24 protein-coding genes and 1 other RNA gene are annotated in these 23874 nt (G+C 60.3%); 19 read left to right on the top strand and 6 right to left on the bottom strand.

Going from position 1 to position 23874, the window contains the following annotated elements:
• The first annotated feature begins 39 nt into the window (after nt 1–39).
• Nucleotides 40–1134, top strand: a complete 1095-nt coding sequence (gene zapE, locus C1X29_RS04030; protein ID WP_085606932.1) for a cell division protein ZapE — start codon at nt 40–42, stop codon at nt 1132–1134.
• Nucleotides 1135–1196: 62 nt separating this feature from the next.
• Here zapE and C1X29_RS04025 read toward each other — a convergent pair whose 3' ends face one another.
• A complete protein-coding gene (locus C1X29_RS04025; RefSeq protein WP_173892775.1) occupies nt 1197–2093 on the bottom strand; it encodes a GlxA family transcriptional regulator in 897 nt (298 codons plus the stop codon).
• Between the two features lie 246 nt (nt 2094–2339).
• On the opposite strand from C1X29_RS04025, the gene C1X29_RS04020 reads away from it, so the two are divergent.
• Nucleotides 2340–3476 carry an acyl-CoA dehydrogenase family protein gene (locus tag C1X29_RS04020; RefSeq protein ID WP_102687548.1) on the top strand — a complete coding sequence of 379 codons (1137 nt, stop codon included), beginning with the start codon at nt 2340–2342 and terminating at the stop codon, nt 3474–3476.
• A 132-nt stretch (nt 3477–3608) separates the two neighbouring features.
• Here the strand turns inward: C1X29_RS04020 and C1X29_RS04015 are convergent, their stop codons facing one another.
• Nucleotides 3609–4649, bottom strand: coding sequence for an NADP(H)-dependent aldo-keto reductase (locus C1X29_RS04015; RefSeq protein WP_085655282.1), 1041 nt, complete (start codon nt 4647–4649; stop codon nt 3609–3611).
• Between the two features lie 244 nt (nt 4650–4893).
• Between C1X29_RS04015 and rplM the strand changes: the two genes are divergently transcribed.
• From rplM to C1X29_RS03980, 7 genes are all read left to right on the top strand, one after another.
• Nucleotides 4894–5322 (top strand): 50S ribosomal protein L13, encoded by a 429-nt coding sequence (gene rplM / locus C1X29_RS04010; RefSeq protein WP_003228062.1) that lies wholly within the window; start codon nt 4894–4896, stop codon nt 5320–5322.
• Between the two features lie 14 nt (nt 5323–5336).
• Nucleotides 5337–5729, top strand: a complete 393-nt coding sequence (gene rpsI / locus C1X29_RS04005) for a 30S ribosomal protein S9 (protein WP_007956794.1) — start codon at nt 5337–5339, stop codon at nt 5727–5729.
• A 268-nt stretch (nt 5730–5997) separates the two neighbouring features.
• Nucleotides 5998–6591, top strand: a complete 594-nt coding sequence (petA, locus tag C1X29_RS04000; RefSeq protein WP_007917031.1) for a ubiquinol-cytochrome c reductase iron-sulfur subunit — start codon at nt 5998–6000, stop codon at nt 6589–6591.
• Nucleotides 6591–7802: a cytochrome bc complex cytochrome b subunit gene (locus C1X29_RS03995; protein WP_007956792.1), complete on the top strand. Its 1212-nt coding sequence runs from the start codon at nt 6591–6593 to the stop codon at nt 7800–7802. The genes petA and C1X29_RS03995 overlap by 1 nt, the downstream gene beginning before the upstream one ends.
• A complete protein-coding gene (locus C1X29_RS03990; protein ID WP_102687549.1) occupies nt 7802–8584 on the top strand; it encodes a cytochrome c1 in 783 nt (260 codons plus the stop codon). The genes C1X29_RS03995 and C1X29_RS03990 overlap by 1 nt, the downstream gene beginning before the upstream one ends.
• A 147-nt stretch (nt 8585–8731) precedes the next feature.
• Entirely contained in the window at nt 8732–9349 is a 618-nt protein-coding gene (locus C1X29_RS03985) for a glutathione S-transferase N-terminal domain-containing protein (protein ID WP_011335872.1), read from the top strand.
• 16 nt (nt 9350–9365) lie between these two features.
• A complete protein-coding gene (locus C1X29_RS03980) occupies nt 9366–9779 on the top strand; it encodes a ClpXP protease specificity-enhancing factor (RefSeq protein ID WP_007956787.1) in 414 nt (137 codons plus the stop codon).
• A gap of 51 nt (nt 9780–9830) precedes the next feature.
• Here the strand turns inward: C1X29_RS03980 and C1X29_RS03975 are convergent, their stop codons facing one another.
• From C1X29_RS03975 to C1X29_RS03960, 4 genes are all read right to left on the bottom strand, one after another.
• On the bottom strand, nt 9831–10409 hold the full coding sequence (locus C1X29_RS03975) for a BON domain-containing protein (RefSeq protein ID WP_011335871.1): 579 nt from the start codon (nt 10407–10409) through the stop codon (nt 9831–9833).
• Entirely contained in the window at nt 10406–10999 is a 594-nt protein-coding gene (locus C1X29_RS03970) for a phosphoheptose isomerase (RefSeq protein ID WP_007928463.1), read from the bottom strand. The genes C1X29_RS03975 and C1X29_RS03970 overlap by 4 nt, the downstream gene beginning before the upstream one ends.
• Nucleotides 11000–11101: 102 nt before the next feature.
• The gene (locus C1X29_RS03965; protein ID WP_007956783.1) at nt 11102–11464 is read right to left on the bottom strand and encodes a YraN family protein; all 363 of its coding nucleotides are present in this window, start codon (nt 11462–11464) and stop codon (nt 11102–11104) included.
• Nucleotides 11464–13275 carry a penicillin-binding protein activator gene (locus tag C1X29_RS03960; RefSeq protein ID WP_064599306.1) on the bottom strand — a complete coding sequence of 604 codons (1812 nt, stop codon included), beginning with the start codon at nt 13273–13275 and terminating at the stop codon, nt 11464–11466. Before C1X29_RS03960 ends, C1X29_RS03965 begins: the two co-directional genes overlap by 1 nt.
• 177 nt (nt 13276–13452) lie before the next feature.
• Here C1X29_RS03960 and rsmI point away from each other — a divergent pair, with 177 nt between their 5' ends.
• The 10 genes from rsmI (at nt 13453) to murD (ending at nt 23872) form a co-directional block, all read left to right on the top strand.
• Nucleotides 13453–14358 carry a 16S rRNA (cytidine(1402)-2'-O)-methyltransferase gene (gene rsmI / locus C1X29_RS03955; protein WP_085745355.1) on the top strand — a complete coding sequence of 302 codons (906 nt, stop codon included), beginning with the start codon at nt 13453–13455 and terminating at the stop codon, nt 14356–14358.
• 73 nt (nt 14359–14431) lie between these two features.
• An RNA gene (gene rnpB, locus C1X29_RS03950) (RNase P RNA component class A) lies at nt 14432–14785 on the top strand.
• A 401-nt stretch (nt 14786–15186) separates the two neighbouring features.
• A complete protein-coding gene (gene mraZ, locus C1X29_RS03945; RefSeq protein WP_007917012.1) occupies nt 15187–15642 on the top strand; it encodes a division/cell wall cluster transcriptional repressor MraZ in 456 nt (151 codons plus the stop codon).
• Nucleotides 15643–15644: 2 nt separating this feature from the next.
• Nucleotides 15645–16586 carry a 16S rRNA (cytosine(1402)-N(4))-methyltransferase RsmH gene (gene rsmH, locus C1X29_RS03940; protein ID WP_102716937.1) on the top strand — a complete coding sequence of 314 codons (942 nt, stop codon included), beginning with the start codon at nt 15645–15647 and terminating at the stop codon, nt 16584–16586.
• Entirely contained in the window at nt 16583–16876 is a 294-nt protein-coding gene (ftsL, locus tag C1X29_RS03935; RefSeq protein ID WP_007956777.1) for a cell division protein FtsL, read from the top strand. The genes rsmH and ftsL overlap by 4 nt, the downstream gene beginning before the upstream one ends.
• Nucleotides 16876–18615: a penicillin-binding protein 2 gene (locus tag C1X29_RS03930; protein ID WP_170929382.1), complete on the top strand. Its 1740-nt coding sequence runs from the start codon at nt 16876–16878 to the stop codon at nt 18613–18615. The genes ftsL and C1X29_RS03930 overlap by 1 nt, the downstream gene beginning before the upstream one ends.
• Complete coding sequence (locus C1X29_RS03925; RefSeq protein WP_102716908.1) at nt 18615–20078, top strand: UDP-N-acetylmuramoyl-L-alanyl-D-glutamate--2,6-diaminopimelate ligase; 1464 nt, start codon at nt 18615–18617, stop codon at nt 20076–20078. The genes C1X29_RS03930 and C1X29_RS03925 overlap by 1 nt, the downstream gene beginning before the upstream one ends.
• Nucleotides 20071–21438: a UDP-N-acetylmuramoyl-tripeptide--D-alanyl-D-alanine ligase gene (murF, locus tag C1X29_RS03920; RefSeq protein ID WP_102716907.1), complete on the top strand. Its 1368-nt coding sequence runs from the start codon at nt 20071–20073 to the stop codon at nt 21436–21438. Before C1X29_RS03925 ends, murF begins: the two co-directional genes overlap by 8 nt.
• Nucleotides 21438–22520: a phospho-N-acetylmuramoyl-pentapeptide-transferase gene (gene mraY, locus C1X29_RS03915; RefSeq protein ID WP_015096766.1), complete on the top strand. Its 1083-nt coding sequence runs from the start codon at nt 21438–21440 to the stop codon at nt 22518–22520. The genes murF and mraY overlap by 1 nt, the downstream gene beginning before the upstream one ends.
• 5 nt (nt 22521–22525) lie before the next feature.
• Nucleotides 22526–23872, top strand: a complete 1347-nt coding sequence (gene murD / locus C1X29_RS03910) for a UDP-N-acetylmuramoyl-L-alanine--D-glutamate ligase (RefSeq protein WP_039766248.1) — start codon at nt 22526–22528, stop codon at nt 23870–23872.
• Nucleotides 23873–23874 lie beyond the last annotated feature (2 nt).

The raw sequence follows: 23874 nt of genomic DNA, 5'->3' as shown, positions 1-23874 counted from the left end.
TACAGTGACGGCCCGTTTTTGTTGCCTTGCTAACGAATTATGACGCCCCTAGAACGATATCAAGCTGATCTGAAACGCCCGGACTTCTTCCATGATGCGGCGCAGGAAACTGCCGTGCGTCATCTGCAACGCCTGTACGACGATCTGATCGCGGCCGAGCAGAACAAGCCGGGTTTGCTGGGCAAGCTGTTTGGCAAAAAGGATCAGACGCCGGTCAAGGGCCTGTACTTCTGGGGCGGCGTGGGTCGCGGCAAAACCTACCTGGTGGACACCTTCTTCGAAGCGCTGCCATTCAAGGAAAAGACCCGCACTCACTTCCACCGCTTCATGAAGCGCGTGCACGAAGAGATGAAGACCCTCGGCGGCGAGAAAAACCCGCTGACCATCATCGCCAAGCGCTTCGCGACTGAGTCGCGGGTCATCTGCTTCGATGAATTTTTCGTTTCCGACATCACCGACGCCATGATCCTCGGCACGCTGATGGAAGAACTGTTCAAGAACGGCGTGACCCTGGTCGCCACGTCGAACATCGTGCCGGACGGCCTGTACAAGGACGGCCTGCAACGCGCGCGCTTCCTGCCGGCCATCGCGCTGATCAAGCAGAACACCGAGATCGTCAACGTCGACAGCGGCGTCGACTACCGTCTGCGCCACCTCGAACAAGCGGAGCTGTTCCATTTCCCGCTCGACGAAGCCGCCCATGAAAGCCTGCGCAAGAGCTTCCGCGCGCTGACGCCGGAATGCACGGCGGCGGTGGAAAACGATGTGCTGATCATCGAGAACCGCGAAATCCGTGCCCTGCGTACTTGCGATGACGTGGCCTGGTTCGACTTCCGCGAGCTGTGCGACGGCCCACGCAGCCAGAACGACTACATCGAACTGGGCAAGATCTTCCACGCCGTGCTGCTCAGTGGCGTGGAGCAGATGAGCGTCACCACCGACGACATCGCCCGTCGCTTTATCAACATGGTCGACGAGTTCTACGACCGTAACGTCAAACTGATCATTTCTGCCGAAGTCGAGTTGAAAGACCTGTACACCGGCGGACGCCTGACGTTCGAGTTCCAGCGCACCCTCAGCCGTCTGCTGGAGATGCAATCCCACGAATTCCTGTCCCGGGCACACAAGCCTTAAGCGGATTCGGCAAACAAAAAGGGCCTGCAGATGCAGGCCCTTTTTTGTGTCTGGTCGAATCGTCAGGCAGCTTGCTGGAACTGCTGCCGGTACTGGTTCGGCGACAGTTCGGTGTGCTGGCGGAACAGCCGTGCGAAGAAGCTCGCATCGTCGTAGCCGACTTCGTAGCTGATGGTCTTGATGCTCTTGCGACTGCCGGAGAGCAAGCCCTTGGCGGTCTCGATGCGCAGCCGTTGCAGATAGTGCAGCGGCTTGTCGCCGGTGGCAGTCTGGAAGCGGCGCATGAAATTGCGAATGCTCATGCCGTGCTCGCGGGCCACGTCTTCGAAGCGGAATTTGTCGGCGAAATGCTCTTCGAGCCAGTGCTGGATCTGCAGGATGATCACGTCCTGGTGCAACTTCTGACCGCCGAAACCAATGCGTCCCGGGGCGTAGCTGCGCTGCACTTCATAGAGAATGTCGCGGGCCACAGCCTGGGCCACATTGGCGCCGCAGAAGCGCTCGATCAGATAAATGTAGAGATCGCAGGCTGAGGTGGTGCCGCCGGCGCAATACAGGTTGTCGGCGTCGGTCAGGTGCTTGTCCTGATTCAGGTAGACCTGCGGGAAACGCTCGGCGAAGACGTTGAAGAAGCGCCAGTAGGTGGTCGCCTCCTTGCCGTTGAGCAACCCGGCCTCGGCCAGCCAGAACACCCCGGTGGCCTCGCCGCAGAGCACGGCGCCCCGGGCATGCTGTTCGCGAAGCCACGGCAGGATCTGTGGATAACGTTGGCACAGCGTATCGAAATCGTCCCAGAACGCCGGGAGGATGATGACGTCGGCGTTTTCCAGGCCACCGTCCACCGGCATGACCACGTCACTGAAGCTGTTCACCGGTTTGCCGTCGGGACTGACCAGGCGGGTTTCGAACGCCGGAGTCAGGCCGTGGCCCAGTTGTTTGCCGTAACGCAGGCTGGCCAGATGGAAGAAATCCTTGGCTTGCATGAGGGTGGAAGCGAAAACCCGGTCGATCGCCAGGATGCTGACGCGCCGCAAGGGCGTGGAGACTTGCTTGGGCATAATTCAACTTTTGTTTTTATAAGGGAAAGTGGTCACCAGACGGCTGGATCGTCTTATTTTTTGTCGGATGTGTCCAGTGTCCTGTATCGGAAGCGAGGCTTAGTCTCTAAAGGTCTGATCCCTCCAACAATAAAGAAAAGGTGCCGCATGATTCCCAGAACCTTGTTCAGCTCCGAGCACGAATTGTTCCGCGACAGCGTACGAACATTCCTCGAAAAAGAGGCCGTGCCGTTCCATGGGCAATGGGAAAAACAAGGCTACATCGACCGCAAACTGTGGAACAGGGCGGGGGAGGCGGGGATGCTCTGTTCGCACCTGCCGGAGGAATACGGCGGGTTGGGCGCAGATTTTCTTTACAGCGCGGTTGTCATCGAGGAAGTGGGGCGGCTGGGTCTGACCGGCATCGGTTTCTCGCTGCATTCGGACATTGTTGCGCCGTACATCCTGCATTACGGCAGCGAGGCGCTGAAGCAGAAGTACCTGCCGAAACTGGTGTCCGGCGAGATGGTCACCGCGATCGCCATGACCGAGCCGGGTGCCGGTTCCGACCTGCAAGGGGTCAAGACCACGGCGGTGCTGGATGGCGACGAATATGTGATCAACGGCTCGAAAACCTTTATCACCAATGGCTTCCTGGCGGATCTGGTGATCGTTGTCGCCAAGACCGATCCCAAGGCCGGCGCCAAGGGCACCAGCCTGTTTCTGGTGGAGGCGAACACGCCGGGCTTCGACAAGGGCAAGCGCCTGGAGAAGGTCGGAATGAAGGCGCAGGACACGTCGGAATTGTTCTTCCAGGACGTGCGAGTGCCGAAAGAAAACCTGCTGGGTCAGGCCGGGGCAGGGTTTGCCTATCTGATGCAGGAACTGCCGCAGGAGCGTCTGACCGTGGCGATTGGCGGTCTGGCTTCAGCCGAGGCGGCGCTGCAATGGACGCTGGATTACACCCGCGAGCGCAAGGCGTTCGGCAAGTCGATTGCCGACTTCCAGAACACCCGCTTCAAACTGGCGGAAATGGCCACCGAGATTCAGATCGGCCGGGTGTTCGTCGACCGCTGCCTGGAGCTGCATCTGCAAGGAAAGCTCGACGTGCCGACGGCGGCGATGGCCAAGTACTGGGGCACCGACCTGCAATGCAAGGTGCTCGACGAGTGCGTGCAGCTGCATGGCGGCTACGGTTTCATGTGGGAATACCCGGTGGCCCGGGCCTGGGCGGATGCGCGGGTGCAGCGGATCTATGCCGGCACCAATGAAATCATGAAGGAGATCATTGCGCGGTCGCTTTGATCCGAGCGTGTGATCGTTCCCATGCTCTGCGTGGGAATGCCGCCATTGACGCTCTGCGTCCGCTTTGGGAGTGACGCGGAGCATCGCGGTATGCGTTCCCACGCTGAGCGTGGGAACGATCATCGTCCTGGATCACGGCGCCGGGTTCGGATGATCCTTGTGAATCGCTTCGATCCCTTCCAGCACTTCCTTCGACAGTTTCAGCTCGTAGCTGGCGATGTTGCTGTCCAGTTGCTCCAGCGTTGTCGCTCCGATGATGTTGCTGGTGACGAACGGTTGCTGATTCACAAAGGCCAGGGCCATTTGTGCCGGATCCAGGCCGTGTTCACGGGCAAGCGCCACGTAACGGCTGCAGGCCGCCTCCGATTGCGGGTTGAAATAGCGGCTGAAGCGGCTGTAGAGGCTCAGGCGGCCTTTCGGCGGACGCGCCCCACCTTCGTACTTGCCCGACAGGAAACCGAACGCCAGCGGCGAATAGGCGAGCAGGCCGCACTGTTCACGGATGGCGATTTCCGCCAGGCCGATCTCGAAACTGCGGTTGAGCAGGTTGTACGGGTTCTGAATCGACACGGCGCGCGGCCAGCCACGGGCTTCGGCCAGGGCGAGAAAGCGCATGGTGCCCCACGGGGTCTCGTTGGACAGACCGATGTGGCGGATCTTGCCGGCCTTCACTTGCTCATCGAGTGCTTCAAGGGTGTCTTCGAGCGGCGTCAGGTTGGCTTCGGTCTGGTGCTTGTAGCCCAGCTGTCCGAAAAAGTTGGTGCTGCGCTCCGGCCAGTGCAATTGATACAGATCGATGTAGTCGGTCTGCAGGCGCTTGAGGCTGGCGTCCACGGCTTCGGTGATGTGCTGGCGGTTGTGGCGCAGGTTCTTGTCGCGGATGTAGTCGATGGTGTTGCCGGGGCCGGCGATCTTGCTGGCGAGAATCCAGTCGGCGCGGTCGCCACGGCTCTTGAAGTAATTGCCGATGTAGCGCTCGGTGGTGGCGTAGGTGTCGGCTTTTGGCGGCACCGGGTACATTTCGGCAGTGTCGAGGAAATTGATCCCGGCCTCTTTTGCCCGTTCGATCTGGGCGAAGGCTTCAGCTTCAGTGTTTTGCTCGCCCCAGGTCATGGTGCCGAGGCAGATTGCACTCACGTTCAGGTCGGTACGGCCTAGCTGGCGATAGTCCATCGGGTGCTCCTTGGGCAAAACAAGCATAAAAGCAGGTTGAAATTTTTTTCGCAATCTGCATAATTGCCGACCTCTTTCTGCAGTGGAAGTGATGCCCCGCCGCCGAAGAATCTTGCCGTTGAACGGACGCGCCGACCCGAGCCCCCGAAAGCGTCTGTATCCGGCTGCCTTTGACTTGTCAAAGTACGCACTATTCAGTAAGATCCGCCGTCTTATTTACAGGCGGCCCCTGAGGCTATAAAGAATGAAAACTTTTACTGCTAAACCGGAAACAGTAAAGCGCGACTGGTTTGTCGTCGACGCTGCTGGTCAGACCCTGGGTCGTCTGGCCACCGAAATCGCGAGCCGTCTGCGTGGCAAGCACAAGCCTGAGTACACTCCTCACGTTGACACCGGCGACTACATCGTCGTAATCAACGCCGAGCAGATCCGTGTTACCGGTGCTAAAACCACTGACAAAATGTACTACTCCCACTCCGGTTTCCCGGGCGGCATCAAGTCGATCAACTTTGAAAAGCTGATCGCCAAGGCCCCTGAGCGCGTGATCGAGACCGCGGTTAAAGGCATGCTGCCTAAAAACCCACTGGGTCGCGACATGTACCGTAAGCTGAAAGTCTATGCGGGCGCTGCACACCCTCATACTGCTCAGCAGCCCCAAGAACTGAAGATTTAACGGAATAGTTCATTATGTCGGCGACTCAAAATTACGGCACTGGCCGTCGCAAGACCGCAACCGCACGCGTTTTCCTGCGTCCGGGTACTGGTAACATCTCCATCAACAACCGCTCCCTGGACACGTTCTTCGGTCGCGAAACTGCCCGCATGGTAGTTCGTCAGCCGCTGGAACTGACTGAGACTGTCGAGAAGTTCGACATCTACGTCACCGTCATCGGTGGTGGTGTAAGTGGTCAAGCTGGCGCAATCCGCCACGGCATCACTCGCGCTCTGATGGACTACGACGAAACCCTGCGTAGCGCTCTGCGCAAAGCTGGCTTCGTTACCCGCGACGCCCGTGAAGTTGAACGTAAGAAAGTTGGTCTGCGTAAAGCGCGTAAGCGTCCGCAGTACTCGAAGCGTTAATTTCGCTTCCACGTTCAAAAAGAACGCCCGATTCCTCACGGAACCGGGCGTTTTTTTATGCGTGCGATTTCTTGAATAATTGCGCTGTGACAACTTGCCACATTCGTAGACCCCCTATACTACAAGGCTTGAGGGCCAGCCCTCCGGGTAATTACCTTGTCAGAATTGGGGGTTTTCATTACCATTCGGCAAAATTTTTATAAGTACATAGTTTCAATTTAGTAGACGCCTGATTTAACAGGCCACAAAGCTGATGGGAGAGGACTGAATGAGCAATGACGGCGTGAATGCAGGCCGGCGTCGCTTCTTGGTAGCAGCCACATCCGTGGTGGGTGCTGCAGGAGCGGTGGGGGCTGCGGTCCCGTTCGTGGGGTCATGGTTTCCCAGTGCCAAGGCAAAGGCTGCCGGAGCACCGGTGAAAGTGAATGTCAGCAAAATCGAGCCAGGACAGCAGATGATTGCTGAATGGCGCGGCCAGCCGGTGTTCATTGTCCGCCGTACCGAGGAAATCCTGGGGAATCTCAAGAAGATCGAGGGCCAGCTCTCCGATCCGACCTCCAAAAACTCCACGCAACCCACTTATGTCGACCCTGAAGTGCGTTCGATCAAGCCGGAAATCCTCCTGCTGATCGGGATCTGCACTCACCTGGGTTGCTCACCGACCTTCCGTCCCGAAGTGGCACCCGCAGATCTGGGCAAAGACTGGGTAGGCGGCTATTTCTGCCCTTGCCACGGTTCCCACTACGATCTGGCTGGCCGCGTCTACAAGTCGCAACCTGCGCCTTTGAACCTGCCAGTACCCCCGCATTCCTATGAGACCGATGACCTGATTGTCATTGGCGTCGATACGGAGAAAGCGTGATGAGCAAGTTCATGGATTGGGTTGATGCGCGCTTCCCCGCCACCAAGATGTGGGAAGACCATCTCAGCAAGTATTACGCTCCAAAAAACTTCAACTTCTTCTACTTCTTCGGCTCGCTGGCGCTGCTCGTTCTGGTCAACCAGATCGTCACCGGTGTCTGGCTGACGATGAGCTACACCCCGTCGGCGGAAGAAGCGTTCGCCTCCGTCGAATACATCATGCGCGACGTCGAGTACGGTTCGATCCTGCGCCTGCTGCACTCCACCGGCGCTTCGGCGTTCTTCATCGTGGTCTATCTGCACATGTTCCGTGGCCTGCTCTACGGTTCGTACCAGAAACCGCGCGAGCTGGTGTGGGTCTTCGGGATGCTGATCTACCTGGCGCTGATGGCCGAAGCCTTCATGGGTTACCTGCTGCCGTGGGGCCAGATGTCCTACTGGGGTGCCCAGGTGATCATTTCGCTGTTCGGCGCGATCCCGGTCATCGGCAACGACCTGACCCAGTGGATCCGCGGTGACTACCTGATTTCCGGGATCACCCTGAACCGCTTCTTCGCCCTGCACGTGGTTGCCCTGCCGATCGTGATTCTCGGTCTGGTGGTGCTGCACATCCTGGCGCTGCACGAAGTCGGTTCGAACAACCCGGACGGCGTGGACATCAAGAAACACAAAGACGAAAACGGTATCCCGCTGGACGGTATCGCCTTCCACCCGTACTACACCGTAAAAGATATCGTCGGCGTCGTGGTGTTCCTGTTCATCTTCTGCTTCATTGTGTTCTTCTTCCCGGAAATGGGCGGTTACTTCCTCGAAAAGCCTAACTTCGAGCAAGCCAACCCGTTCAAGACCCCTGAGCACATTGCACCGGTCTGGTACTTCACACCGTTCTACGCAATCTTGCGTGCGGTCCCTGACAAGCTCATGGGTGTTATCGCCATGGGGGCGGCGATTGCGGTGCTGTTCGTCCTGCCGTGGCTCGACCGCAGCCCGGTCAAGTCGATGCGCTACAAAGGCTGGATGAGCAAGATCTGGCTGGTGGTGTTCTGCATTTCGTTCGTGATCCTCGGCATTCTGGGCGTTCTGGCCCCGACGCCAGGCCGTACGCTGCTGTCGCAGGTCTGCACCTTCCTGTACTTCGCCTACTTCATTCTGATGCCGTTCTACACCAGGCTCGAGAAGACCAAACCGGTTCCGGAAAGGGTGACTGGCTGATGAAAAAGTTATTTTTTGCTCTGATTTTTGCTGCTCTGCCAGTGCTGTCTTTCGCGGCCGAACACGGTGGTCCGGAACTGGAAAAGGTCGACATCGACGTGTCCGACAAGGCTGCCCTGCAGGATGGTGCGCGTACCTTCGCCAACTATTGCATGGGTTGCCACAGTGCCAAGTTCCAGCGTTACGAGCGTGTGGCCGATGACCTCGGCGTTCCGCACGAACTGATGCTGGAGAAACTGGTGTTCACCGGCGCCAAGATCGGCGATCACATGAACATCGGCATGCAGCCGGCCGACGCCAAGACCTGGTTCGGCGCAGCGCCGCCGGACCTGACGCTGGTGGCTCGTGTTCGCGGCACTGACTGGCTCTACGGTTACCTCAAGTCGTTCTACGAAGATCCTGCACGTCCATGGGGCGTGAACAACAAGGTCTTCCCGAATGTCGGCATGCCTAACGTGCTGGTCGGCCTGCAAGGTCGTCAGGTCGTGGGTTGCAAACAGGTACAGATCGTCGAAGACGGCAAGAAGCAATATGACCCGCTGACCGGTACGCCTCTGACTCATGAAGCGTGCGATCAGCTGACCATCTTGCCGAAAACCGGAACCCTCAACGAAGAGCAGTTCGATGAGAAGGTCAAGAATCTGGTAACCTTCCTGGCTTACTCGGCTAACCCGGTTAAGCTGCAACATCAGCGCATCGGTACTTATGTCTTGCTGTACTTGGCGTTCTTCTTTGTGTTCGCCTATCTGCTCAAGCGTGAATACTGGAAAGACGTGCACTGATACGCTTCAAGCAATTGCTGTTAATCGCGCGCGCCCAAGGGCGCCTCTGAAAACGCAACGCCTGGTACGCCAGCCGTTGCGGGAGGCGCCCTCTGGGCGCGCGCGTTTTTCCGGCTCCGACTATTTCAACAAGCGAGGAGGATCGCCATGGGCGTGACCAATCGGTTGGCCTGTTACTCCGACCCCGCCGACCACTATTCCCACCGAGTGCGCATCGTGCTTGCAGAGAAGGGTGTCAGCGCCGAAATCATTTTTGTGGAGGCTGGTCGTCAGCCGCCTAAACTGATTGAAGTGAACCCTTACGGCAGTCTGCCCACGCTGGTCGATCGTGACCTGGCGTTGTGGGAGTCGACCGTGGTGATGGAATACCTGGATGAGCGTTACCCGCATCCGCCATTGATGCCCGTGTACCCGGTGGCGCGTGCCAACAGCCGTCTGCTGATTCACCGCATTCAGCGTGACTGGTGTGGTCTGGTGGATCTGATTCTGGATTCGCGCACCAAGGAAGCGGCCCGTGCCGTGGCGCGCAAGGAATTGCGCGAAAGCCTGACGGGCGTGTCGCCGCTGTTTGCCGACAAGCCGTTTTTCCTCAGTGAGGAACAAAGTCTGGTGGATTGCTGCCTATTGCCAATACTCTGGCGTTTGCCGATTCTGGGTATAGAACTGCCGCGGCCGGCCAAGCCGCTGCTTGATTATATGGAGCGTCAGTTTGCGCGTGAGGCTTTCCAGGCGAGTCTGTCTGGTGTCGAACGCGACATGCGCTAAGGCTTAAGGAGCCGCTATGAACTCCAGTCGACCTTATCTGGTCCGCGCGCTCTACGAGTGGATTGTGGATAACGATTGCACCCCGCACATGCTGGTCAATTCCGAGTACCCGGCGGTGCAGGTGCCACAGGGCTTTGCCAGTGACGGGCAGATTGTCCTGAACATTTCGCCGAGTGCCGTGCGGCACTTGCACATGGACAACGACGTTGTGACCTTCGAAGGTCGCTTCGGTGGCGTCCCGCACAGTCTGTACGTGCCGATTGCTGCAATCCTGGGGATCTATGCCCGGGAGAACGGTCAAGGCATGGTGTTCGATCTGGAGTCGCCGATGGATGACGAAGACGAGATCGAGCAGGATGACGATGTTCCGCCACCGGACAGCGAGCCACCGCGCCCAAGCGGCCGGCCAAGCCTGAAAGTGGTGAAGTAATAAAAAAAGGCGATCCGGTTGGATCGCCTTTTTTGTGCCTGCGTTTTGCGGTCAGTCGATGTACTCGAACAGCTTCACAATCTTCTGCACACCGGAAACGCCCTGCACCAGATTGGTCGCCTGGGCGGCTTCCTGTTTGGTCAGCAGGCCCAGCAGATAGACGATGCCGTTCTCGGTCACGACCTTGATCCGCGAGCCGGGAATGCTGGCGTCGGTGAGCATCTGGGTCTTGATCTTGGTGGTCAGCCAGGCATCGTTCTGGCGGGCCAGCAGGGAGGAGGGCTGCAACACTTGCAGTTCGTTATGGACCTTTTTCACGCGCTGAACGTTGGCGGCAGCCTGTTCGGCCTTTTCCTTGAGGTCTGCGCGCGGGGTCTGGCCAGCCAGCAAAACGACGCCGTTGAAGCTGGTGACGACGATGTGCGAGTCGTTGTCCAGGGCCGGATCGGCCTTGGCTACGTTGACGCCGACTTTGGTTTCGATCAGCGAGTCATCGATCTTGCTGCCGAAAGTGCGGGTGCCGCGGTCGTCTTCGATCGGCGCTTCACGGCTGGCATTCACCACCGAGGTGCAGCCGCTGATGCCGAGGCACAGGGTCAAGGCCAGAAGGCCAAGGCGATTAGGGGTCATTCTTCACTCCCGAACAGTTGGCTGTCGATCAGATCGCAAAGGCAATGGATCGCCAGCAAGTGGACTTCCTGAATACGTGCGGTGACGTTGGCCGGTACGCGAATCTCGACGTCTTCGGGCAGCAGCAGTGAAGCCATGCCTCCGCCATCGCGTCCGGTCAATGCTACGACAATCATTTCGCGATCATGTGCGGCCTGGATCGCCTGAATAATGTTCGCCGAGTTGCCGCTGGTCGAAATCGCCAGCAATACGTCACCCGGCTGGCCGAGTGCACGGATCTGCTTGGAGAACACTTCGTTGTAGCTGTAGTCGTTGGCGATCGAGGTGATGGTCGAGCTGTCGGTAGTCAGCGCGATCGCCGGCAGGCTAGGGCGCTCACGCTCGAAACGGTTGAGCAGTTCCGAGGAGAAGTGCTGGGCATCGCCGGCCGAGCCGCCGTTGCCGCACGAGAGCATTTTCCCCTCATTGAGCAGCGCGTTGACCATCACCTGGCTGGCTTGCTCGATGTGCGGTGCAAGTACGTCCATCGCCTGTTGCTTGGTGTCGATGCTGGCCTGGAAAAGCTGGCGAATTCGGGATTGCATGTCCATCTGTGTGACCTTAATTAGCGCGGCTGTCCGGCACGTGAATGTGCAGCCCGCAAAGCAAAGAGCAAAAGTGTTGAGTGAAAGTGTCCGGGTCGGAGCAGGCGGTCAACTGTCGAACGCATTCTGCAACCAGTTCAGCTGACCCTGGTGGCTGTCGATGGCCACCACGTCGAAGCGGCAGGGGGAATTGGCCCAACGCGACTCGCGCTGAAGAAAATACTGTGCGGCGAAAATCAGTTTCTGCCGTTTGCGCCCATCGATGCTGTCGAGTGCGCCACCCCATTGAGTGTTCTTTCGGTAACGGACTTCGACGAATACTACTGTATCGCCATCAAGCATGACCAGATCAAGCTCGCCGCGTTTACATAACCAGTTCTGCGCCAGCAGGCGCAGACCCTGGTGTTGCAGATGCTCGAGCGCCTGACGCTCGGCATCCTTGCCGCTTTGCAGGTGTGACCTGTCGGGCATCAGCGTGGAGTGTCCGGCAGGCGCTGGATCTGACCGCTGACGAACTGTGCCCATGGCAACTGACGGACGACGCGTTGGGACTGGGTCATTCCCAGGCTGCCCGACTGGCCTTCGATGCGGCTGTCCGGCAATGCTTTCAGTTGATCCAGACGTGGCGCCAGACGATAGGCATCGACGCCCATAGCATACAGGCGACCGAGGCTGCCGGCGGCTTGTGGCCATTGCGCGGTGACCTGCTGGCGCAGCGGATCGCTGGTTTCCAGCAGCCACGGGGTTTCGCAGAAGCGCACGCCGTTCATGTCGTTGTACTGGTTAACGTCACCGCTGGCGCTGAACACGTGGGAGGTCGCATAGACCGGCACGTCACCGGCGTACTGAAAGTTCAGGGTCGGCTTGATCTGCTGCGCCTGCTGAGGAGTGGCGGCGAGGAAGATGAATTCGATGTCCTGGCGACGCGAAGGCTGGGCGGCAACGTTGGTGCCGGCAGCATTCTGCAGGCTCTTGGCGCGAGCTTCGCTCTGACGCAGCTGGAACATGTCGGCGATCTGCTGGGCCAGTTGCACCGGCTGGTCGACGCGTTCGGTGGCGACAATGCTGCCGCCGTTGGCTTGCCAGTCCTGGCTGAAAGCACGCAGGACGCGGTCGCCCCATTCGCCTTTCGGCACCATGATGGCGGCGCGATGCAGACCGTCGGCACGGGCGCGGCGTGAGACTTCGCGGGCTTCGTCTTCAGCGGCCAGACCGAACTGGAACAGCTGCGCCGGACCTTGATCGCCTTCGCTGTAGTTCAGGGCGAGGGTGGTGATCGGCAGTTGCGGGCGAGTGCTCAACTGTTTGACCAGCGGTTTCTCCAACGGGCCGACGACCAGTTGCACGCCATCGGCCTGGGCCTTGCGGTAGAACTCGTCGAGGTTGGTAAGTTTCGAGCTGTCATAGAACTCGATGGCCGGCGGTTTCTGACCGGCTTGCTGAGCCTGATAGTGCGCGGCCATGAAGCCGTCACGCAGGGCCTTGCCGACCGAGGCCAGTTGGCCGTCCTGCGGCAGGAGCAGGGCGATCTTGCTCAGGGGCTGGCTGGCCAGTTCCTTGAGTTTGGTCAGTGGCAGCGGCAGGTTGATTGCGGCTGGATGCTTTGGATGCTGGTTGCGCCAGTTGTCGATGGCGGCTTGCTGCTGTTCCAGAGTGCCGGCGGTTTTCACTGCCAGGGCCAGGCTCATCCAGCCGCCGAGGTCATCGGTGGTGTTCGCTTGCAGTTGATCGGCCGGCAGTGACGCAATCAGGGTCCAGATCGCTTCGTGGTTCTTGCTGGCAGCTTCGCCTTCCAGCATCGGCGCGATGAAGATGCGCTCGCGGGCGGCGGCCAGGGTCTGACCGTCGGCTTCAAGGGCGCGGGCGTGAACGGTGCCGGCGCGAACTTGCAGCGGTACCGACATTTCGCTCAGGCGTTGCAGGCTTGGATGGCTCAAGGCAGTCAGCGCGGCTTTCGGCTGGTTGCGAGTCATGGCCAGCTCAGCAGACAGCGTGCTGGCAAATGCCTGCTGGCCCGGCTGGAGTTGCTCCATCGGCACTTGCTGCAGGATTTGCGCGGACTGTCCGGCATTGCCTTGGCGGTACGCCATGTCTGCCGCACTCAAGCGCAGCAGTGCAGCCTTGTCCGGCGATTTGGCCTGGGCAGCCTGTTCGAGCAATTGCTCGATGGTGGCATCCGGGGTCCGTGGAAGTTCGCCAAGGCTGGAGGAAGGGGAGCTGGCGCAAGCCGCCAGCAAGGCAGCGAGGCAGAGGGCAGTGAACAGCCGCAGGCAAGCGATCATGTAAGTGTTCCTGATACTCGATCAAATTAGCGTCGAATTGTACCCAAGCACTGGCCGGGGCGCGATGTTACTGGCGTGAAACCGTCAATTTAGCTGATACAAAGACTGCGCAGCCTCACAATGGTGCGACAAACCGTGTCCGACCCGGGCGCGTCGACCGGCGCACGACGCGCTACAATGGCGGCTTTTACCGATCATGAGGTGTGCGCTTTGACTGCTCCAGGTCCTTTGAATTCCGCTGCGGGCTCGCTTTATGTGGTGGCGACGCCCATTGGCAACCTGGATGACATCAGCGCCCGGGCGTTGAAGATCCTGCGCGAGGTGGCGCTGATCGCCGCCGAAGATACGCGCCATTCCCAGCGCCTGATGCAGCACTTTGGCATCTCCACGCCGCTGGCAGCCTGTCATGAACACAACGAGCGGGATGAGGGCAGTCGCTTCATTACCCGTCTGTTGGCGGGCGACAACGTCGCACTGATTTCTGATGCCGGTACGCCGCTGATCTCCGATCCCGGTTATCACCTGGTGCGTCAGGCGCGTGCGGCCGGGATCAATGTGGTGCCGGTGCCAGGTGCGTGCGCGTTGATCGCGGCGTTGTCGGCTGCCGGTCTGCCATCCGACCGCTTTATCTTCGAAGGTTTTCTGCCGGCCAAGGCTGTGGGGCGCAAAGCACGCCTGGAAGCCATTAAAGAAGAGCCGCGCACGCTGATTTTCTACGAGGCGCCGCATCGCATTCTGGAATGTCTGCGGGATATGGAAGCGGTGTTCGGCGCTGATCGTCCGGCATTGCTCGCTCGTGAAATCACCAAGACCTTTGAAACGCTCAAGGGCTTGCCGCTGAGCGAGTTGCGGGCATTCGTCGAGGCCGACAGCAATCAGCAGCGTGGCGAATGCGTCGTGGTGGTGGCGGGCTGGACCGCGCCGGAGTCTGAAGATGCCGTCAGCAGCGAGGCGATGCGCATCCTCAACCTGTTGCTGGAAGAGATGCCGCTCAAGCGTGCGGCGGCTCTGGCGGCGCAAATCACCGGTGAGCGCAAAAACGTGCTGTATCAGGTGGCGCTGGACCGGCAAAAAGACGCGTAACCCGTCGCGCAGACCGGTTTGCGGGCTATTAGCGCTTGTTCTTCGGCCGCTCTGCCGTTAACCTGCGCGGCGGAGAGTCGATCGGACAGTCGCTGCCCTCTATGAAAATTAGGGGGGGGAGGAAAGTCCGGGCTCCATAGGGCGAAGTGCCAGGTAATGCCTGGGAGGCGTGAGCCTACGGAAAGTGCCACAGAAAATAACCGCCTAAGCGCTTCGGCGCCGGTAAGGGTGAAAAGGTGCGGTAAGAGCGCACCGCACGTCTGGCAACAGTTCGTGGCTAGGTAAACCCCACTTGGAGCAAGACCAAATAGGGTCCCAAGGCGTGGCCCGCGCTGGGACCGGGTAGGTTGCTAAAGATGTCCAGTGATGGCCATCGTAGACGAATGACTGTTCAAGACAGAACCCGGCTTACAGATCGACTCTCCACCTTTTTCTTTTCCCTGCTTGAATTAAAGGCGACAGGGCTGTTTATTATCAGCAGGCCTGCGCTGAAACCGGCAGCGGCAAACGCAGTAATAGCCATTTCCCACCGTGCTTCAATCAACAGCAGAAGCGCTTTTGTAATACCGAAAAAATCTTACTCTTAACAAATTACTTTAACTTTCGAGCGCAGCTTTCAGTGCTGCTTCAAGTTATTGGATAAAAGCATCCGCCAGATTCTCGTTGCTCCTCCTTTTATGCTCCTAAATCTCCGTTCTGTAAGGGTTTTCCTTTAATCCGCGCCTTGACGGTGTGGTGGGCGCATTCCTATAGTGTGCGCAAGTGGCGGAAAGTGGCATGAAGTGGGTTTTTTGAGCTCAAAACGATAAAAATTGGAGAAACGCAGACGTGTTTCGCGGAGCTAACGCTATCAGTCTCGACGCAAAGGGCCGTCTCGCCATGCCGAGCCGGTACCGTGACGAGCTCGATTCGCGCAGTTCCGGCCAGTTGATCGTGACCATTGATGCCGTTGATCCATGTTTGTGTGTCTACCCGCTCGATGAGTGGGAAATTATTGAAACCAAGTTGCGCGCGCTCCCTTCGCTTCGCGAAGAGAACCGTCGTCTGCAACGTTTATTGATTGGTAATGCCGTTGACCTCGAGCTCGACGGCAGTGGTCGTTTCCTGGTGCCGCCGCGCCTGCGCGAATACGCGAAGCTCGACAAGCGCGCGATGCTGGTGGGCCAACTGAACAAGTTCCAACTGTGGGACGAAGATGCCTGGAATGCGGTTTCTGCCGCTGACCTGGCTGCCATACAACAACCGGGCGCCATGCCTGACGAACTGCGTGATCTGATCCTGTGACTATTGATAGCGGCTTTAACCACATCACCGTACTGCTTGACGAAGCCGTCGAGGCTCTCGCCGTACGTCCTGATGGCTGCTATCTGGACGGCACGTTCGGGCGCGGCGGGCACAGCCGGTTGATCCTGAGCAAGCTCGGGCCGGATGGTCGGCTCATCGGATTCGACAAGGATCCTCAAGCGATTGCCACCGGGCAAACGCTGGCGGCCGAAGACGGCCGCTTTGTCGTTGTGCAGCGCAGCTTTGCCGAGCTCGGTTCGGTGGTTGCCGAACAGGGGCTGGCCGGCAAGGTCAGCGGCATTCTGCTGGATCTGGGCGTCTCTTCGCCGCAGCTCGATGATGCCGAGCGTGGCTTCAGCTTCCTCAACGATGGCCCGCTGGACATGCGCATGGATCCGTCCCGTGGCATCAGCGCAGCCGAGTTCGTCAATACCGCGCCAGTGGAAGAAATCGCCCGTGTTTTCAAGGAATACGGCGAAGAACGTTTCTCCGGCCGCATGGCCCGTGCCGTGGCCGAACGCCGTGACATCACGCCGTTCGAGCGCACCGCCGATCTGGCCGAAGTCCTGAAAGTCGCCAACCCGGCGTGGGAGAAGGGCAAGAACCCGGCAACCCGCGCTTTCCAGGGCCTGCGCATTCACGTCAACAACGAACTGGGCGATCTGGAAGCGGGTCTTGTAGCCGCGCTCGAATGCCTGGAAGTGGGCGGCCGTCTGGTCGTGATCAGCTTCCACTCGCTGGAAGACCGTATCGTCAAACTGTTCATGCGCAAGCTGGTGAAAGGCGAAGCCGACAACCTGCCGCGCAACCTGCCGGTTCGCCACGTTGCGTTCGAACCGAAAATCAAAGTCCATGGCAAAGCGCAGACGGCCTCCGACGCCGAACTCAAAGCCAACCCACGTTCCCGTAGCGCCGTCATGCGCGTCGCGGAGAAGCTGCGGTGAGCAAGCTTTTCGCCAAGCCACTGCCCGGCGGCAGCTTTTTCATGCTGCTGCTGTTCATCGGCGTGCTCGTGTCGGCCATCGGCGTGTCTTACAGCGCCCACTGGAACCGGCAGTTGCTCAACACCCTGTACAACGAACTGAGCGTGCGCGACAAGGCGCAGGCCGAGTGGGGGCGCCTGATCCTGGAGCAAAGCACCTGGACCGCCCACAGCCGGATCGAAGTGCTGGCCACTGAACAACTGAAGATGCACATCCCAGGCGCAGCTGACGTGAAGATGGTGGCGCCATGATGAAACTCGAGGGGGCTCTCTTCCCGTGGCGTTTCCGTCTGATGGTGGCACTTCTCGGCGTGATGGTCGCGGCGATCTGCTGGCGCATCATCGACCTGCAAGTGGTTGACCGTGACTTCCTCAAAGGTCAGGGCGATGCGCGCAGTCTTCGGCACATTCCGATTCCGGCTCACCGTGGTCTGATCACCGACCGTAACGGCGAGCCTCTGGCCGTGAGTACCCCGGTGACCACGCTGTGGGCGAACGCCAAGGAAATGCAGACCGCCAAAGAGAAGTGGCCTGCGCTCGCTGCCGCGCTGGGGCAGGATCCGAAAGCCCTGGCCGAACGTCTCGAAGCCCAGGCCAACAAAGAATTCATTTATCTGGTGCGCGGGTTGACCCCCGAGCAGGGCCAGGCCGTGCTCGACCTGAAAGTGCCGGGCGTCTACGGCATCGAAGAATTCCGCCGGTTCTATCCGGCCGGTGAAGTGACGGCGCACATGGTCGGGTTCACCGACATCGATGACCACGGTCGTGAAGGCGTCGAACTGGCCTACGATGAATGGCTGGCCGGCGTGCCCGGCAAGCGGCAAGTCATCAAGGATCGGCGCGGACGGCTGATCAAGGATGTCCAGGTCACCAAAAACGCCAAGGCCGGCAAGCCCTTGGCGTTGTCGATTGACCTGCGCCTGCAATATCTGGCCAACCGTGAGCTGCGCAACGCGATCATCGAGAACGGCGCCAAGGCCGGCAGTCTGGTGATCATGGACGTGAAGACCGGCGAGATTCTCGCCATGGTCAACCAGCCGACCTACAACCCGAACAACCGTCGCAACCTGCAACCGGCGATGATGCGTAACCGCGCGATGATCGACGTGTTCGAACCCGGTTCGACCATGAAAGCAATCTCGATGAGCGCCGCGATCGAAACCGGCCGCTGGAAACCGAGCGACACCGTCGAGGTGTATCCGGGCTCCCTGCAGATCGGCAAGTACACCATCAAGGACGTATCGAAGACCGAAGGTCCGGTGCTCGACCTGACCGGCATTCTGATCAATTCCAGTAACGTCGGCATGAGTAAGGTCGCGTTCGATATCGGCGGCGAAACCATTTTCCGCCTCGCACAGAAAGTCGGCCTCGGCCAGGACACCGGCCTCGGCTTCCCGGGCGAACGTGTCGGCAACCTGCCGAACTACCGCGAGTGGCGCAAGGCCGAGACCGCAACGCTGTCGTACGGCTACGGTATTTCGGTGACGGCAATTCAGCTGGTGCATGCATTCTCGGCGCTGGCCAACAACGGTCGTCTCGCACCGCTGACCCTGATCAAAACCGACAAGGCACCGCAGACCACCCAGGTGCTGCCGGAAGCCGTCGCGAAAACCATGCAAGGCATGCTGCAACAAGTGATCGAAGCTCCGCGCGGCGTGTTCCGTGCGCAGGTGCCGGCGTATCACGTGGGTGGCAAGTCCGGTACCGCGCGTAAAACGTCGGTCGGCACCAAGGGCTATGCCGAAAACTCTTACCGCTCGCTGTTCGCCGGCTTCGGCCCGATGAGCGATCCACGTTATGCAATCGTCGTGGTGATCGATGAACCGACCAAGGCCGGCTATTTCGGTGGTCTGGTCTCGGCGCCGGTGTTCAGCCGTGTGATGTCGGGCACTCTGCGCCTGATGAACGTCACCCCGGACAACCTGCCGACCACACAACAGGCCAACGCCACCCCGGCCGTTCCGCTGAAAGCCAATGGAGGGCGCGGCTGATGTCTCTGAGTCTGAACAAGATTTTCCCCCACGCCGGCCACGATCTGTTGATCCGTGAACTGGCGCTCGACAGTCGCAATGTACGCGCGGGGGACCTGTTCCTCGCGGTGCCGGGCGGCAAGTTCGACGGGCGTGCGCACATTGCCGACGCCTTGCAGCGCGGTGCTGCCGCCGTGGCCTATGAAGTGGAAGGCGCCACCGTGCTGCCGATCACCGAAGTGCCGCTGATTCCGGTCAAAGGCCTGGCAGCGCAGCTGTCGGACATCGCCGGACGTTTTTACGGTGAGCCAAGTCATCACCTGAACCTGATCGGCGTGACCGGCACCAACGGCAAGACCAGCGTGACCCAACTGGTGGCGCAGGCGCTGGACCTGCTCGGCCAGCATTGCGGCATCGTCGGCACTTTGGGTTCCGGTTTTCATGGCGCGCTGCAAAGCGGCCTGCACACCACGCCGAATCCGATCGCCATGCAGGCGACTCTGGGCGACCTGAAAAAGGCCGGCGCCAAAGCCGTGGCCATGGAAGTTTCGTCCCACGGTCTGGATCAGGGCCGGGTTACTGCGCTGGCGTTCGACGTCGCAGTGATGACCAACCTGTCCCGTGATCACCTGGATTACCACGGCACCATGGAGGCCTACGCCGAGGCGAAGGCCAAGCTGTTTGCCTGGAATGACCTGAAGTGCCGCGTGGTCAACCTCGACGACGATTTCGGCCGGCAACTGGCCGTTGAAAAGCGCGAGTCGCGGCTGATCACTTACAGCCTCCTCGACAGCAGCGCCTACCTCTATGTGCGTGAAGCGCAGTTCGACGACCATGGCGTGCGCGCCACGCTGGTGACGCCGCAGGGCGAGCACCATCTGCGCAGTACGCTGCTCGGTCGTTTCAACCTGAGCAACGTACTGGCCGCCGTCGGCGCCTTGCTCGGTCTGGACTACGCCCTCGACGAAATTCTCAAGGTGTTGCCGAAGCTCGAAGGCCCGGCCGGACGCATGCAGCGTCTCGGCGGTGGCACCCAGCCGCTGGTGGTGGTCGATTACGCCCACACCCCGGACGCGCTGGAAAAAGTGCTGACCGCGTTGCGCCCGCACGTTAAAGGCCAGCTGCTGTGCCTGTTCGGCTGCGGCGGTGATCGCGATCGCGGCAAACGTCCGCTGATGGCCGAAGTGGTCGAGCGTCTGGCTGACCGCGTGCTGGTGACCGATGACAATCCGCGCACCGAAGATCCGGCGGTGATTTTCGATGACATCCGCGCTGGCTTCACGGCTGTGGATAACGTGACGTTCGTGGCCGGCCGTGGCCAGGCCATCGCGCAACTGATTGCCGGCGCTTCGGCGGATGACGTGATCGTTCTGGCCGGCAAAGGTCACGAGGACTATCAGGAAATCAACGGCGAGCGCCATGCGTTTTCCGATCTGGTCGAGGCTGATCACGCCCTGACCGCGTGGGAGGTGGCCCATGCTTAAGGCCCTGAAACTCAGCGAACTGACCAACGCGCTCGACGCCCGTCTGGTCAGTGCCGACGCCAGTTTTGACGGCGTGAGCATCGACAGCCGCGCGATCAAGGCTGGCCAACTGTTTATTGCCCTGACCGGCCCGCGTTTCGACGGTCATGACTATCTGAATGAAGTCGCCGCCAAAGGCGCCGTTGCGGCATTGGTCGAGCGCGAAGTCGCCGACAGCACGCTGCCGCAATTGCTGGTCAAGGACACCCGCCAGGCCCTCGGCCAGTTGGGTGCGCTGAACCGTGCCGCGTTCACCAAACCGGTCGCGGCCGTTACCGGTTCCAGCGGCAAGACCACGGTCAAGGAAATGCTCGCGAGCATCCTGCGCACGCGCGGCTCGGTGCACGCGACCCGTGGCAACCTGAACAACGACCTCGGCGTACCGCTGACCCTGCTCGAACTCGCCCCGGAACACAGCGCGGCAGTGATCGAACTGGGTGCCTCACGCCTGGGTGAAATCGCTTACACCGTAGGGCTGACCAAGCCGCACGTGGCGATCCTCAACAACGCCGGGACCGCCCATGTCGGTGAGTTCGGCGGGCCGGAGAAAATCGTTGAAGCCAAAGGCGAAATCATCGAAGGGCTGGCGGCCGACGGCGTCGCCGTGCTGAACCTCGATGACAAGGCGTTTGGTATCTGGAAGACCCGCGCCGGCGCCCGCAAGGTGCTGACGTTTGCCTTGAGCAACACTCAGGCGGATTTTTACGCCAGCGACCTGGCTACCGATGCCCGCGGCTGCCCGGCGTTCAACCTGCACAGTCCTGAAGGTGTGGAGCGGGTTCAACTGAACCTGCTCGGCACCCACAACGTCGCCAACGCCATGGCTGCCGCCGCTGCCGCTCACGCACTGGGCGTGTCGCTGTTCGGCATCGCCACCGGGCTTGGCGCGGTACAACCGGTCAAGGGTCGCACCGTCGCGCAGCTGGCTAAAAACGGCATGCGCGTGATCGATGACACTTACAACGCGAACCCCACCTCGATGTGCGCGGCCGTTGATATACTCGCCGGCTTTTCCGGCCGCACCGTCCTGGTGCTCGGGGATATCGGCGAGTTGGGCGACTGGGCGGAGCAGGGGCACCGCGACGTGGGCGAATACGCCCGAGGCAAGGTTTCCGCGCTATACGCCGTCGGGCCGAACATGGTCCACGCCGTGAACGCATTCGGTAACGAGGCGCATCACTTCGGCACCCAAGCGGAACTGATCCAGGCCCTCGACGCCGAGCAGGACAAAAACACCACCATTTTGATCAAGGGTTCGCGCAGCGCAGCGATGGAAAACATCGTTGCGGCCCTGTGCGGGTCCAGTCTGGAGAAACATTAATGCTGCTGCTGCTAGCGGAGTATCTGCAACAGTTCTACAAAGGCTTCGCGGTCTTCCAGTACCTGACCCTGCGCGGGATCCTCGGTGTGCTGACCGCGCTGGTCTTGTCGCTGTGCTACGGCCCGTGGATGATCCGCACCCTGCAGAACCGTCAGATCGGCCAATCGGTTCGTAACGACGGCCCGCAATCGCACCTGTCCAAATCCGGTACGCCGACCATGGGTGGCGCGCTGATTCTGTCGTCCATCGGCGTCAGCACCCTGCTGTGGGCTGACCTGAGCAACCGCTACGTGTGGGTCGTGCTGCTGGTGACCCTGCTGTTCGGCGCCATCGGCTGGGTCGACGACTACCGCAAGGTTATCGAGAAGAACTCTCGTGGTCTGCCGAGCCGCTGGAAATATTTCTGGCAGTCGGTATTCGGCCTCGGTGCGGCGATCTTCCTTTATATGACTGCTGCCACTCCGGTGGAAACCACCCTGATCCTGCCAATGCTCAAGGACTACAGCATTCCGCTGGGCGCAGGCTTCATCGTGCTGACCTACTTTGTGATCGTCGGTTCGAGCAACGCGGTCAACCTCACCGACGGCCTCGATGGCCTGGCGATCATGCCGACAGTGATGGTCGGCGGTGGCCTGGGCATTTTCTGCTACCTGTCGGGTAACGTGAAATTCGCTGAATACCTGCTGATCCCGTACGTACCGGGCGCAGGCGAACTGATCGTGTTCTGCGGCGCGCTGATCGGTGCCGGCCTGGGCTTCCTGTGGTTCAACACCTACCCGGCGCAAGTCTTCATGGGTGACGTCGGCGCACTGGCGCTGGGCGCGGCCCTGGGCACCATCGCGGTGATCGTCCGTCAGGAAATCGTCCTGTTCATCATGGGCGGCGTGTTCGTGATGGAAACCCTGTCAGTCGTCATTCAGGTTGCCTCCTTTAAGCTGACCGGTCGCCGTGTGTTCCGCATGGCACCGATTCACCACCACTTTGAACTCAAGGGCTGGCCCGAGCCGCGCGTGATCGTCCGTTTCTGGATCATCACCGTGATTCTCGTGCTGATCGGCCTTGCCACCCTGAAGCTGAGGTAGAACGAGTGTCTCTGATCGCTTCTGACCACTTCCGCATCGTTGTCGGCCTCGGCAAGAGCGGCATGTCCCTGGTTCGCTTCCTGGCGAACCGGGGCGTGGCGTTTGCCGTGGCCGATACGCGGGAAAATCCACCGGAACTGGCCACGCTCCAGCGTGACTATCCGCACGTGGAAGTGCGTTGTGGCGAGCTGGACGTCGAGTTCCTGTGCCGTGCCGACGAGCTCTACGTGAGCCCCGGCCTAGCGCTGGCGACCCCGGCCCTGCAAGCCGCCGCGGCCCGTGGCGTGAAGCTGTCCGGCGATATCGAGCTATTCGCGCGTAACGCAAAGGCGCCGATCGTGGCCATCAGCGGTTCCAACGCGAAAAGCACCGTCACCACCCTGGTCGGCGAGATGGCGGCTGCGGCCGGCAAGCGCGTGGCGGTGGGCGGCAACCTTGGTACGCCGGCGCTGGATCTGCTCAGCGACGACGTCGAGCTGTACGTGATGGAGCTGTCGAGCTTCCAGCTGGAAACCACCGACCAGCTCAACGCCGAAGTGGCGACCGTGCTCAACATCAGCGAAGACCACATGGATCGCTACAGCGGTCTGCCGGCCTACCACCTGGCCAAGCACCGGATCTTCCGTGGCGCCAAGCAGTTCGTGGTCAACCGTCAGGACGCCTTGACCCGTCCGCTGATGGGCGAGGGCCAGCCGTGCTGGACCTTCGGCCTGACCAAACCCGATTTCAAGGCATTCGGCCTGCGTGAAGAGAATGGCGAGAAATACCTGGCCTTTGAATTCCAGAACCTGATGCCGGTGCGCGAATTGAAGATTCGCGGCGCCCACAACCAGTCCAACGCCCTGGCGGCGCTGGCGCTCGGCCACGCGGTCGGGCTGCCGTTCGACGCCATGCTGGCAGCGCTGCGCACCTTCGCCGGTCTCGAACACCGTTGCCAGTGGGTGCGTGATCTGGACGGCGTCGGTTACTACAACGATTCCAAAGCCACCAACGTCGGCGCCGCTCTGGCTGCCATCGAAGGCCTGGGTGCGGACATCGACGGCAAGGTCGTGCTGATCGCCGGTGGCGACGGCAAGGGCGCCGACTTCAAGGACCTGCGCGATCCGGTGGCGGCCCATTGCCGCGCCGTGATCCTGATGGGCCGCGATTCCGACAAGATCGGCGAAGCGATCGGCGATGCCGTGCCGCTGATTCGCGCGACCACGCTGGTCGATGCGGTGGCCCAATGCCGCGCCGCCGCCCAACCGGGTGACGTCGTGCTGCTGTCGCCGGCCTGCGCCAGTTTCGACATGTTCAAGAACTACGAAGACCGTGGTCACCAGTTCGTCCGCGCCGTGGAGGATCTGGCATGAGC

The organism is Pseudomonas sp. GW456-12-10-14-LB2 (assembly GCF_002884345.1).
GTDB lineage: Bacteria > Pseudomonadota > Gammaproteobacteria > Pseudomonadales > Pseudomonadaceae > Aquipseudomonas > Aquipseudomonas paraglycinae.
The sequence above is the reverse complement of the archived record's forward strand: the minus strand, read 5'-3'. Positions and strand labels throughout refer to the sequence as shown.